Annotated in this window: 11 protein-coding genes and 1 pseudogene; 10 read left to right on the forward strand and 2 right to left on the reverse strand. The window is 33.6% G+C overall.

The features are described from left to right. Positions 1–319: 319 nt before the first annotated feature. The 4 genes from J0J69_RS01155 to J0J69_RS01170 are packed head-to-tail and all read left to right on the forward strand — an operon-like array spanning position 320 to position 5,412. Positions 320–1,288, forward strand: a complete 969-nt coding sequence (locus J0J69_RS01155) for an ABC transporter permease (RefSeq protein ID WP_212725631.1) — start codon at positions 320–322, stop codon at positions 1,286–1,288. Positions 1,289–1,297: 9 nt separating this feature from the next. Next, the gene (locus tag J0J69_RS01160) at positions 1,298–2,197 is read left to right on the forward strand and encodes a carbohydrate ABC transporter permease (RefSeq protein ID WP_055305903.1); all 900 of its coding nucleotides are present in this window, start codon (positions 1,298–1,300) and stop codon (positions 2,195–2,197) included. A 31-nt stretch (positions 2,198–2,228) separates the two neighbouring features. Next, positions 2,229–3,890: an extracellular solute-binding protein gene (locus J0J69_RS01165; protein ID WP_212725630.1), complete on the forward strand. Its 1,662-nt coding sequence runs from the start codon at positions 2,229–2,231 to the stop codon at positions 3,888–3,890. 49 nt (positions 3,891–3,939) lie between these two features. Then, the gene (locus J0J69_RS01170; RefSeq protein WP_055305905.1) at positions 3,940–5,412 is read left to right on the forward strand and encodes a glycoside hydrolase family 32 protein; all 1,473 of its coding nucleotides are present in this window, start codon (positions 3,940–3,942) and stop codon (positions 5,410–5,412) included. Positions 5,413–5,521: 109 nt separating this feature from the next. Here J0J69_RS01170 and J0J69_RS13585 read toward each other — a convergent pair. Continuing rightward, positions 5,522–5,689: pseudogene (locus tag J0J69_RS13585) on the reverse strand (IS30 family transposase); the annotation flags it as partial. Positions 5,690–6,051: 362 nt separating this feature from the next. On the opposite strand from J0J69_RS13585, the gene tnpB reads away from it, so the two are divergent. The 4 genes from tnpB to J0J69_RS01190 all read left to right on the forward strand — a co-directional run bounded on the left by tnpB (position 6,052) and on the right by J0J69_RS01190 (position 9,853). Then, entirely contained in the window at positions 6,052–6,225 is a 174-nt protein-coding gene (gene tnpB / locus J0J69_RS13470) for an IS66 family insertion sequence element accessory protein TnpB (RefSeq protein WP_370456890.1), read from the forward strand. A gap of 720 nt (positions 6,226–6,945) precedes the next feature. Further along, complete coding sequence (locus J0J69_RS01180; protein ID WP_212725629.1) at positions 6,946–8,385, forward strand: DEAD/DEAH box helicase; 1,440 nt, start codon at positions 6,946–6,948, stop codon at positions 8,383–8,385. A gap of 192 nt (positions 8,386–8,577) precedes the next feature. Further along, complete coding sequence (locus tag J0J69_RS01185; protein WP_212724261.1) at positions 8,578–9,306, forward strand: DUF434 domain-containing protein; 729 nt, start codon at positions 8,578–8,580, stop codon at positions 9,304–9,306. Beyond that, complete coding sequence (locus tag J0J69_RS01190) at positions 9,299–9,853, forward strand: DUF3793 family protein (RefSeq protein ID WP_212725628.1); 555 nt, start codon at positions 9,299–9,301, stop codon at positions 9,851–9,853. The genes J0J69_RS01185 and J0J69_RS01190 overlap by 8 nt, the downstream gene beginning before the upstream one ends. A 303-nt stretch (positions 9,854–10,156) precedes the next feature. Here J0J69_RS01190 and J0J69_RS01195 read toward each other — a convergent pair whose 3' ends face one another. Then, positions 10,157–11,464: an IS1380 family transposase gene (locus J0J69_RS01195; RefSeq protein ID WP_212725627.1), complete on the reverse strand. Its 1,308-nt coding sequence runs from the start codon at positions 11,462–11,464 to the stop codon at positions 10,157–10,159. 293 nt (positions 11,465–11,757) lie between these two features. On the opposite strand from J0J69_RS01195, the gene J0J69_RS01200 reads away from it, so the two are divergent. Next, positions 11,758–12,645, forward strand: coding sequence for a glycoside hydrolase family 73 protein (locus J0J69_RS01200; RefSeq protein WP_212725626.1), 888 nt, complete (start codon positions 11,758–11,760; stop codon positions 12,643–12,645). Positions 12,646–12,920: 275 nt separating this feature from the next. Then, positions 12,921–13,469, forward strand: coding sequence for a DUF3793 family protein (locus J0J69_RS01205; RefSeq protein ID WP_212725625.1), 549 nt, complete (start codon positions 12,921–12,923; stop codon positions 13,467–13,469). Positions 13,470–13,487: the final 18 nt, after the last annotated feature.

Below are 13,487 nucleotides of genomic sequence, written 5' to 3' on the forward strand. Positions count from 1 at the left end.
ACTTATATATTTAGGTTTAGTGAATGATTGGGTATCGGAAAAATATAGAAATATATAATTATTATAATATACGAATAAAAAATAGTCAATTGCACAATGTTTGCGCTTTATAATGTAACAAAAATTGTGCAAACGACAAAAGATAATTTGTGCAATTAATGGTGTTGTAGATGTAAAATTTGGGATATTTTTTGGTTAAAAATAACAATATTTATTGACAATGTGTAAAAACACTGATATAAATACTAATGTAAACGGTTGTAGTGTTACATTTGTAAAAGTATTGTGGAGTGAATTAATTTTAGAAAGGAGAAGAGTCATGGAAAATAGCGCACATGTTTTGGGAAATAACCAAGTGAAAAAGCGTGGTAGACAACTGAAAAAGCGTGGTAGATCAAAAGAAACAATATTATATATAAAATCCCACTGGCAGTTATATGTGATATTTCTTTTACCAGCTTTATTATTAACATTGGTATTTAAATATTTACCAATGGGAGGGGTATTAATTGCATTTCAAGATTATAATCCGATAAAGGGGATATTGGGAAGTGAATTTGTTGGTTTTGAACACTTCATAAGATTTATGAAATCTCCAGATTTCATTTTATATCTAGTTAATACCTTAAAGTTGAGTATATATGGCCTACTATGGGGGTTCCCAGTACCTATTATCTTAGCTTTCCTATTAAATCGGATTAGTAGTTCTAAAATAAGACAAAAAGTTCAATTGGTATTATATTTACCTAATTTCATATCTGTTATCGTATTGTGCGGTATTATACGAATATTATTATCAGTAAATGGGCCGCTTAATTTATTCTTTAATACAGATATAGACTTTATGACTATGCCCTCAGCATTTCGTACAATTTATATTGCCTCAGGTATTTGGCAAACTGCTGGATGGGCTTCGATTATGTACACGGCTGCACTTTCGAATGCAAGTAAAGAGTTGAAGGAAGCGGCGATTATCGATGGAGCTAATATTTTTCAACAAATTAAGGCTGTTGAATGGCCAGCGATTAAAGATATCGTTGTGATTCAATTTATCTTAGCAGCAGGAAATGTTATGAGTATCGGCTTTGAAAAAGCATATGCGCTGCAAACAGATTTAAACTTACAAGCTTCTGAAATAATATCTACATATGTTTATAAAATCGGATTGCTACAGGGTGATTATGGATTCTCAACAGCAGTAGGATTATTTAATACAGTAATTAATATTATTTTATTAGTTTTAGTGAATAAAATTATTGCTAAAATGAATGACGGAAAAGGATTGTAGGTGAATAGTATGGAGAGGATAAAAAAATTTCATAAGCTATGTGTTAGTGATAAGTTATTTTTACTGCTATCGTTTTTGGTATTGGGGTTATTTTTATTAGCTATTATAGTACCTGTATTATATATTATCTTTGCATCATTTGTTGATCCAGTAACTTTACAAAATCAAGGAATTACTTTTGATTTCAGTAAATGGACCTTAACAGCATATGAAAGGGTAATTGATAATGCATCAATTTGGACAGGATTTAAAAATGCTATTATTTACTCAGTGTTATTTACTGTCATTTCGGTTATAGTGACGTTGCTAGCGGCTTATCCTATGTCAAGAGAAGATTTTAAAGGTAGAAAGATTTTTAATCTAATATTTATGATTACAATGTTTTTCGGGGGAGGATTAATTCCAACATATTTATTAATAAGTGATCTAGGATTATTAGATTCAATTTGGGCCATAATTTTGCCAGGGGCTTTTAGCGTATGGAATATGATTATTGCTAGAACGTATTATAAAGGTATTCCAAGTGAGTTAAGAGAAGCTGCAGAAGTAGATGGTGCTAATGAATTAGTCTATTTCTTTAAAATCTTATTACCAGTTTGTTTTCCAATTATTGCAGTATTATCATTGTGGCAATTTGTTGGAATGTGGAATAGTTATTTTGATGCAATGATTTATTTAAATGATGCATCTAAGCAACCATTACAACTTGTATTGCGCTCGATATTAATTCAAAATCAACCTGAGTCTGGAATGATTTCAGATATACAAAGTACGGCTGAAAGAGCTCAGCTAGCGGAGTTATTAAAATATTCTACAATTATTATTTCGAGTTTACCCTTAATTGTGATGTATCCATTTTTCCAAAAATATTTTGATGGAGAAATCATGTTAGGATCGATTAAAGGGTAATATAAAATACAAAATTTATGGAGGGGAAAAAATGAAATGTAGAACAGTTATGCAGGGAATTAGTCTTTTTTTAGCGTCATCTATAGCCTTAGTCGGTTGTAGTGGGAATAAAGTAGAGTTAAGAAGTCAAACGGATTTTCAAGAGGTTGATGTAGCAACTCTGCAATTTCCTTTACAAGAAACGACGACTATCAAAGGAATGACAACGTTTCCAGCTAATACGGAATCTAATCCAAATAACCGCACAATTTTTAAAAGGTTACAGGAGGCTACTAATGTAGAGGTGGAGTGGACAGCCATTCAATCAGATCAATGGGGAGATAAAATCACATTAGCAATGTCAGATGTTAATACATTACCTGATTTTGTAATGAATGCAGGATTTTCTACAAGTGATTTATTAAGATACGCACAACAAGGAGTTATTCTTCCATTAGAAGATTATATTGAAGCGTATATGCCGAACTTGAGTAATATATTAAATAAATATCCAGAATATAGAACTATGATTACTGATTCAGAAGGACATATTTGGTCTCTACCTTGGATTGAGCAATTAGGTAGCGGGAAAAAAGCTATTCAAACAGTTGGAAATATGAGTTTTATTAATCAAAAATGGCTTGATTTCTTAAATTTAGAAATACCTGAAACGGTAGAGGAATTTGAAGAGATATTAATTGCCTTTAGAGATAATGCGGAAGCTTTACAAAAAGAATTTAATATAGATGGAGATATTATTCCAATGTCTTGTATTATTAATGATGGTGATCAAGATCCTTCAATATTAATTAATGGATTTGGGGAAGGATACGGCGATCCAGATAAAAGTAGACATATTGCAGTAACAGATAATCTAGAAGTCATTAGTACTGCTGTACAAGAGGGGTACAAAGAAGGTATTCAATGGCTACATTCTTTATATGAGCAAGGTTTAATTGATGCAGAAGCGTTTACTCAAGACTGGTCTACATATGTCTCAAAAGGGAAATCAGGACGTTATGGAGTTGCTTTTAGTTGGGATATTGCAAACATTGATAATCTTAATGATTGGGTTCCATTACCAGTTCTAACTGCTGATGTGACAAATTTAACAGCTCAAAATGGTTCATTTACTAGTGGTGTAGATGTTGGGCGTGCAGTAGTGACAGCTGCAGCTGGAAATCCAGCATTAGTATGTGCATATTTAGATCAAATGTATGATCCATTTCAATCTCCACAAAACAATTGGGGAACTTATGGTGAAGATGATGAGTTTGATATCTTTGAATTAGGGAAAAATGCAGATGGTGAAGAAATGTTACAACATGCGCCTCTAGGTGATGCATCACCTGTTGAAGTTCGTGAAGCTGAGTCTGTTGGTGGCCCATTGGCTATTCTTGATGAGTATTATGGTGTTTATGTTACTACACCAGCTGATGCACAATATCGTTTAGAGTGGATTGAAGAGTACTTTACACCAGATATGAATCATGAATATGTATATCCTGTAGTTTTTATGGATCAAGAAGATACTAAACGCTTAGCAAATCTTCAAACTGATTTGGAAAAATTAATAAATACTAAAAAAGCTGATTGGATTAAAAATGGTGTTACTGATGAAGAGTGGAGTCAGTACCTGAAAGATTTAGACGCTTATGGACTACAAGAATATTTAGAAATTCATCAAAAATATTTAGATGCAGCTTATGAATAATTAGGATAATAACGTATCTCAATATGTCTGGGAAATGAGGATATCAAATATGAATATAATTTTAAATAAAGCTAGAGAGTATGAGATGAATCATGAGGGTGCAATTAAGCTACAAAAACCTGACTTTCATTTAGCATCACGAGTTGGGTGGATGAATGACCCTAATGGATTTAGTGTTTATAATAATGAATACCATATGTTCTATCAATATCACCCATATAGTGCTTCATGGGGACCGATGCATTGGGGACATGCTAAAAGTAAAGATTTGATTAATTGGGAGTATCTGCCTACGGCGTTAGCACCTGATCAAGAGTATGATCAATTTGGATGTTTTTCTGGAAGTGCTGTAACGTTAGATGATGGTAAGCACCTACTTATGTATACAGGTGTGAAAAAAGTAAAACTTCCAAATGGTGAGGAAACCGATATTCAAACACAATGTATTGCCATTGGAGATGGTGTTAATTACAAAAAACATCCAAATAATCCAGTTATCACAGCAGATATGCTACCTGAAGGATGTAGTAAAGTAGATTTTAGAGATCCTAAGATATGGAGAAAAGAAGATGGTAGCTATTTATGCGTAGTAGGAAATAGACCAGCAGATGGTAGTGGACAAGTTGTTCTATTTAGTAGTAAAAACGCAATTGATTGGAAATATGAAGATATTTTATCTTATAATGGAAATAGGCTAGGGAAAATGTGGGAGTGTCCTGATTTCTTTGAGTTGAATGAAAAAGGTGTATTATTAATTAGCCCACAAGATGTTTTACCACAAGGATATGAATATGGAGGTGGGAATGTAACGGCTTGCTTAATCGGTGATTTTGATAATGAGAACAATATCTTTAAAGAAGAAATTAATCATGCAATTGATTATGGGTTAGATTTCTACGCTCCACAATCTGTTCTTACTGAGAGTCAAAGACGGATTATGGTAGGATGGATGGCAAATTGGGACACAAATGGTTTACAAAATCCAGGTAGAGAATGGTTTGGACAAATGAGTATACCAAGAGAACTACACGTTATAAATAATCGATTAATTCAAAACCCAGTTAAAGAAATTGAAAATTACCGAAAAAATAAGGTTGAATATCAAGAAGTTACATTCAAAGGTAATAAAACATTTGAGGCTGTTAAAGGACGAAGAATTGATTTAGAAGTTATCGTTAAACCAAGTATCAACTGTGATGAATTTTCAATTAAACTCGCACAAGATGAAGTATGCTATACTGCAATTAAATACGATGTGAAAAAATCCTTATTAACAATGGATAGAAAATTTTCGGGTTGTAGAAGAGCTGTTTTGAATGAAAAAAGTGCAATAGTACCATTAAAAGATGGTTTGTTAAAACTCAGACTCATTTTAGATAAACAAAGTATTGAGACATTTATTAATGATGGTGATAAAGCAATGACTATGTTAATCTTTACTGATTTAAATGCTGAGGGAATTTCATTTTTTAGCGATGAAGAGATAACGCTAAATCTTGTAAAATATGATTTAGTGAAATAATTAAAGATTAATTTTTTTAGACTAACGAATTGTTAATACAACTGTGACACTTTCTCATGAAATAGCTCGACTCCTACCAGAGAGGGATACCACTTCGTGGGGAGGTGACCTATGCAGTTTTCCACCCTAAACATTTTTGTAGTCGATGATTAATGAGGCACTCTGCCTCATTAATCTCTTCATTACTTCCTCTTTGCCAAGACGAATAGGCATCTGCGAAATAAACAGTAACTTTTAAATCAGCTTCTACTTTGGAATAACAAGCAAACGCTTTTCCTCAATCGGAAGTACGTCATATAAATATGTCTATTTTGACCTCTAACTTTGAGCTATACTGTAGCTATCAAAGATAAGGAGGTCAATTTTTTATGAAAGAAAATCATATTATAGTTCCAGTCACATTGAGTGACCCTAATTTAAAGTCTTAGTCAGCATCTACGACCGGTAAGGATATGCCTGCCTGTTACTTTAAAATTAAGGATACTGAAGTCACGTTTTACAATGGGGAAATAAGAGTATATTTTAGATGAAGTTTTAATGGAGCTGTTTAAGTATGCTTATTAATTTTACTACGATTCAAAATATCTTTAAGCCCTACTAATGGGGGGAGGCATTTACTTCGTAAATGGTCGGTGATCCATTGTTTGTCGCCACAACGATATGCGTTGTGGGAATGAGGGTTTAACTAATGTCCTCACTGATAAATATGATTTAGATTTATTTAATCAGACTATCTTCTTATTTTGTGGGAGAAAAAAGATTGAGACAAAGCTTTATACTAGGATCGTGACGGATTTATGTTGTTATATATAGAAACAGAAATGTATTTCATCATTCTACATCAGTCTTAGTTAATCGATTGCTTTAATACTAAGACAGACTATCGTCCAGGGGTCACCTAGCGATTTCTGAAAGAAATCTACTCCTCCTTTGCTAGGGTATGGGTCACCTACCATGCGAAGCATGTTTCCTCCATTAGTAGGGCTTAAAAGTTTTCCGATATGAAAAACTTATCTGGACTTATATATATTAGAATCGAAAATGAAAATTTACAATGACCACAAAATCAAGATGTAAAACAGGTTGCTTATACTAATAGAAATAAGCGTTTTTTTCGATAAAATCCCTTATTTCTATTTTTTTATGATTACTTATACTAGTTGTAATGATAAACCCTTTTCAAAGTAGGCGACTTGGATGACAGAACTTGAACAACAATTAATAGAACGAAATAAAGCTTTATTCACTAAAAATCAATCACTCGCAGAAAAATTTCGCCAACTAACTGTGCAGATTCAGTATATGAATAAAAAGAGATTTGAATTTTCTAAGTGAGAAGACGAAGGTAGCTGATGCTCAAATTTCATTATTTTAATCCGATAATGTTCAGAATTTGGTGTGGTAACTTCTTTATGAGTTTTTTTATGGGTCACATACAATATTACAATCTATCTGATAAAAATTAAGTAATGGCGTCAAAAAGACAAATAAGTGATATAATAAAAGATAGTAATAATTAAAAGAGGTATAAAGATGACAACATTTAATGAATTCAAACTTAGTTCAGACATTTTAAAAGCATTAAATGGACTGGGGTATCATGAAGCTACAGAGGTTCAAGCCCAAGTTATTCCAACCATTTTAAATAAAGAAGATCTAATGGTTCAATCAAAAACGGGAAGTGGGAAAACAGCATCTTATGGAATTCCAGTTTGTGAACAAATAGATTGGGAAGAAAATAAGCCTCAAGCACTTATTTTAACTCCTACTCGAGAATTAGCCGTTCAAGTTCAGGAAGAACTGATGCATATTGGACGCTTTAAGCGATTAAAGGTAGTTGCTGTTTATGGGAAGTCTCCGTTTAAAGATCAAGTTCGAGAATTAAAACAAAAAACACATATTGTTGTTGGAACACCAGGGCGAGTATTAGATCATATTGAGCGTGGAACATTAAACTTACAAAAAATTAAGTGTGTTGTGTTAGATGAAGCAGATGAAATGTTAAAAATGGGGTTCATTGAGACAGTGGAAATGATTATTAAAATGACACCAAGTACTCGTCAAATGATGCTATTTTCAGCAACGATGCCTAATCGTATTAAAGAATTAGCACAAAACTATTTAACGCAACCGATTGAAATTAAAATTGAATCTGAGCATGTGACAACGGAATTAGTTGAACATGAATTATATCCAGTTCGTATGCAAGAAAAAGTTCGTTTACTTCAAGACTTATTAACCGTACAAAATCCAGAACGTTGCATTATTTTCTGCTCAACACGAGAAGCGGTCGATGCTTTATATCAAGGATTAAAAGCGAAAGGTTATCCGGTGAATCGTCTTCATGGAGGGCTTGAACAAAAAGATCGTCTCGATATTATGCGTCAATTTAAAATGGGACGTTTTGCATATTTAGTGGCAACCGATGTAGCTGCTCGTGGAATTGATGTCAGTGGAATGACTCATGTCTTTAACTTTGATTTGCCAGAAGAAAAAGACGCCTTTGTTCATCGTATTGGACGTGCTGGTCGTGCGGGAGAAAAAGGAAAAGCTATTACATTTGTGACACCATTTGAAACGAAATGGTTAGAAGAAATTCAAAACTATATTGGATTTGAGCTACCGGTTGCCGAACGTCCAGTGGCGACTGAAGTTGAAAAATCAAGAGCTGCATTTGAAGCCAAGTTAAAAGCAAAACCAAAGATGAGAATGGAAAAACGCGCGGATGTAAATCGTGAAATCATGAAGATTTATTTAAATGGTGGGAAGAAAAAGAAACTTCGTGCCATCGACTTTGTAGGAACCATTTTATCAATTGAAGGCATTGAAAAAGAAGATATCGGAATTATTGATATTCAGGAAAATGTTACTTATATTGATATTTTAAATGGTAAAGGTTGGAGTGTCATTGATGGCTTAAAAACGAAGACCATTAAAGGGAAAAAACTAAAGGTTCAAAAAGCGTATAACTAAACGATTTAAAAGATGAAAAGTAAGGTCGGCAAATTCGCCGATCTTTTTTTGATATGATTAATACGTTGGTAAATGGACGGAAATGCTAGTTTATTGCATAGCAAAGCCATCAATTTGTCATACTAGTTTTATTAAGATATAAAAGCAGACGGGGAGGATTTCGTCTGCTTTTTTTCAAAATGAGGTGTAAAAATGGTACGACGTGGGTACGATAACCAAGACGAACGCTGGTTTTCCCAAGTAGAATTGGAGAAGTTAAAACAGGCAAATCATGATATTACTTGGCTTATCAATCGAGGGTATAAACTAGAAGGAAGTGTTACTTTTGTTAGTAATCGCTTTTTATTTTCAAACCGCCAACGTGAAGCATTAAAGCGTGTGATTTGTTCAAGCACATGTTGTTTAAAACGTATGAAAAAAGAGTTACCATTAGAGCAGATGAAAGGAAAGACACTCTATATTGATGGGTTCAATTTGATTATTACGCTTGAAGTAGCATTAAGTGGTGGTACCTTAGTGTTTGGGAATGATGGGAATATTCGTGACTTAGCAGGACTTCGAGGAAGTTATCGAATGATTGAAGAAACTGAACGTGCTCTTCAACTACTGGGACAATTTTTAAAGAGGTATGAAGTTTCTCATGTCATTTTTTATTTAGATGCACCCGTTTCAAACTCTAAACGGTTAAAATCCAGTATTTTATCGATCATGGAGGCGATGTCTCTTTCTGTTGAAGTGGAATTGGTTCCTAATGCAGATGTGCTACTTGTAAACAAAGGACATGTCGTCAGTACGGATGCTGCTGTTTTAGATTCGTGTCTTAGTTATTTCAATCTATCAAAAGCGATAATTCGAGAGAACCAAGTGAGTGCCATGATGGTTGATTTTAGAACGAAAGAAAGAGGGAGTATCGATGATTGAATTTATCATTAACTATTGTGCGCCAACACTTGCTCATATTAAAGTCGCTAATTTATTTAGCTATCCCCTCACATCTCTGGAAACTCTCAAAGAAGAGTTAAGGGCGGTCAATGAACAGATGAACCCATCTGGTATTTACGCCACATTACTTAAAATCGGAAAGAAAAGAGCCTTAATTTATGTCTATCAGCAACAAGCGTTAGAAATCGAATTAAGAAAATTGAAAGTAAAACAATTTTTGAGGTCAATCGGGTATCAATCCTTTAAGCTTAAAGATTGTTTAAGCCTTTTAAAAAAACGTTTGATGATCAGTGAAGAATTTCCACATGAAATAGGATTTTTCCTGGGTTATCCGTATGATGATGTAATTGGATTTATTGAACATGAGGGGAAAGACTATGCTTACAAAGGATACTGGAAGGTCTATGCAAACGTTGAGGAAATGAAAAATCTATTTCAAAAATATGCAGATTGTAAACAATACTACCTTAAGCAATATAAAGAAGGAATATCGCTACAATGTTTGTGTGATAAAATAATAGATTAATAGATAAGAAGTAGTCATTGTTGTAAATTATAAAAATTTTTATTAATTGTATCGTCGGTTTGTATGAAGGAAGGTTGATGATTTTACAGTTTTTCTACTCTTTTATTATTAAACCTGAATTATTCATGACCATTCAAAAAAGCTGTGGACAGACTAAATTTTAGTCTAAACCACAGCTTTTTATCGTTTTGATTTTAAATTTGAGTCAATTGATACTCCAAATCTCTAAAAAAGGGTAGACTCCCCCCTTGGTGATGTGTTTCTCTAAAAAATATCTCATTTTCAAAGAACGACTTCAGTCACTTACTCTAACTGAATGGCCTGAATCGTTTTTAAACAATGATGGAAAACTTCTTTGTAAGGATGGTGACTACAGAGTTTGAACATGATTCTTCGTGATTGTTTCACTCGCTTGGCAGCGATTTTAATGAGTTTGATCCGTAAGGTTTCAATCTGCATCTTAGAAAACTCATGAGGTAATGTTAATCGTCTGAATCCATTGATGAGATTGTAAGCTAACACCATGAGTTGAATTCGGTTAACATTTGTCATCCAGTGCTGATGACTGACTTTATCCATTCTAAATCCATTTTTACACTCTTTGATATAGTTTTCCATCGTCCCACGTTTAGCGTATAGACTGATAACCATCTCCGGTCTTGTTTCCATGTTCGTCACTAAAAATAAATAATCGGGAATAAGTTCGCCTGCTTTTCGTCTCACTTGAACGATGACACGTCTTGGCCGATCCCAACTTTTTGCTTGATACTCAAACTCCCCATAGAATTGTTGAGAATATTGAAGTGAACACTCTTCCAAAAAAACATCCATTACTTCTTTAGCTAAACGATAGAGAGTAGCATTTGCCTTTAAACGGATCACATAGTTTGTGTTTAACGTTTCGCATAACTTATACAGTTCCTTATGAGCAAATCCACTATCTCCGCGAACGATTCGATAGCTCGATGGAAACCTCTTTTGATAGTGTGATAATAAGGGACCGATAAAAGAAACGATATTTCGTGAGGTATAAACATTCCCCGCACGAAGCTCAACTTTTAAACAGTCTCCAGTCATTCCATCAAAAACCATGAGAGGATGAAAGCCTTGTGCTTGATAGTGGGCATTAAAGGCCTTCCCATATTGATGACCATAGGTTTGAAAATGAGTGGAATCCACATCAAAAATAAAATGATGAGGCGTTTCGACTTGATAAAATTGCGATAATAGTTTTTGATTGATGAGTTCAAATTGCTTGCTTGTTTCCTTCGTCAATCGATGAGTAAAACGAGATAAAGTCGGTTGAGAAGCTAACGAGGGCTTATCAAGCAAAGTAGTTAATAAAGGGTCAACTCGTAACTCATCCGCATCATCAGCACAGTGATAACCAGCAATGGTTTGATAAATTTGTTGGAGACAGAGGTCGTGATTCGTATGAGTTCGAATCGCCTGATCAGTCTCTAAATAAAAATACTGTTTTAAGAGTTCTGGAAACTTCATGTGATGCATAAATTCTTGGATTAACAACAGTCCTGCATCCGACGTTAAATCCCCACCCTTGAAATTAAATTTAATCTTTTTATTGAAACGAAGTTGTTCTTGATGTATCATAAAAAATGTAATCTCTCCTTAGTTTTGGTTTGGCGATTAAAACGATATCAAAAGAGAGATTATTTTCATAGTAAAATGCTTCACTTAAAAGGTGAAATAAAAAATAAAGAAAAAGCGTTGATTCCACTAAGGACTCAACGCTTTTTACATTTTTATAGTGAATAATTTAGGTTAAATATTGATTATTTTTCGATATGATAGATAAGTGAAAATGGATAATTAGTAGAGTTGGTGTCGAATCATGATACTGAAATATTGATGATATTGACAGCAAGAGTAAGGAGGCAGAGATTATGAGGAAACAATATCTAATCGGAGTCCTTATTTTACTCCTTCTGATAAGTATGGGTTTGACGTGGAAACTAAAGATGTTTGTTCGGCCTCCTTTAGCGAAAGAGCTACTAGATTTACCTTATATCGTCAATGAGGTCGACGAGCTTGGAGGCGATAACTTTCAACTTAATTGGCAAGAAATCGTGGCGATAATTGCAATGGACCCGAAAAAAGATTTAAGTCAAATTTCAGAGGAAGAATTACAGCAACAAGCTTCACTTTTTATCAGCCATCATCGAGTCTTATCCTTTGATGAAGTTCTCAATCAATTAGATTTAAATGAGAAAGATAAGAATATAGCTTATGATAACCTGAATCAATTAAAACAGTATGGTTATATTCCTTCTAAGACGGATCCCCAATCTTTTGAGATGAGATTTATTGAGTCAATTAAAGCAGGGGCGATTGAAAACTATGAGTTATATGGAATTTTGCCGTCTATTACGATTGCCCAAGCGATATTAGAATCTGATTGGGGGCAATCAGATTTAGCAAATCAAGCGAATAATTTATTTGGAATTAAAAAAGGGACGAATTGGTCAGGTGAAGTCATGAGTTTTGAAACGAAAGAAGGCTTTGATGAGTATATTATCGATGAGTTTAGGAGTTATCCATCGCTTAATGCATCCATCATTGATCATGGTCAATTTTTAGTAGCCAATCCTCGTTATACTAAAAGTGGTGTTTTTGAAGCTAAGACTTATAGAACACAGGCAAAAGCATTAGAAGAAGCGGGATATAGTACCGCTAAAGATGAAAATGGGGATAAAATTTATGCTGAAATGCTAGGTCAATTAATTCGTCAATATAATTTACAATTAATTGATCATGCTGTTTTATATTCATAGAAAACCTTTATTTTTAAATAGAGGTTTTTTTGATTATATTTAGAACTTCATCGTTGAGGCTTTTCAATCATTGATAAACATGCTATAGTTTAAGTATCGAGTTAGTTATTGCTAACTTGGTGTGGGGATATTGATAACTACTTTTTATTTTTAAAGATTAGTTAGCTTATGCTAACTCGTTGAAAAAGATATTTTTTAAATAAAGATTGAGAAGTGTCTTTTATTTTTAAGATTAGGTTAGCATAAGCTAACTTGAATAAAGTGGAGGGATAAAGATGCAGAAGTATTTAGTTGAACATTGTGCACCCACGTTAGCGGGGCTAAAGACAGCGAGTTTATTTAATTTATCTTTTTCAACTCGTGAAGAGTTGGATCAAAAGGTGTTGATGGCGAATCAAATGTTAAATGATAAAGGTCTTTATTGTGAAGTTTTACGACTGCGTCAAACCTCAGCTTTGATTTATGTGTATCGTCATCAACAGTTAGAAATGGATTTATCAAGATTAGAGAGTCAACAACTCTTATTAAAAGTTGGTTATTCTAGTGTAATGCTAAGACCATGCCTAGAATTATTAAAGGAACGTCTTTGTTATCAAGAAACATTTCCACATGAAATAGGATTATTTCTTGGCTATCCTGTAGAAGATGTCGTTGGATTTATAAGGCATCAAGGGAAAAATAGTAAGCACACAGGATATTGGAAGGTGTATGGGGATGTAGTGGAGAGTATTAAGCTCTTTACAAAGTTTAAAAAGTGTAAGCATATCTATAAGCAACGATTTGGAAGTGGTGTTTCGATTCAGCAATTAATTGTTGCTGATTAATATAATTAAAGGAGAGTG

This window comes from Turicibacter bilis, assembly GCF_024499055.1.
In the GTDB taxonomy this organism is placed as follows: Bacteria; Bacillota_I; Bacilli_A; order MOL361; family Turicibacteraceae; genus Turicibacter; species Turicibacter bilis.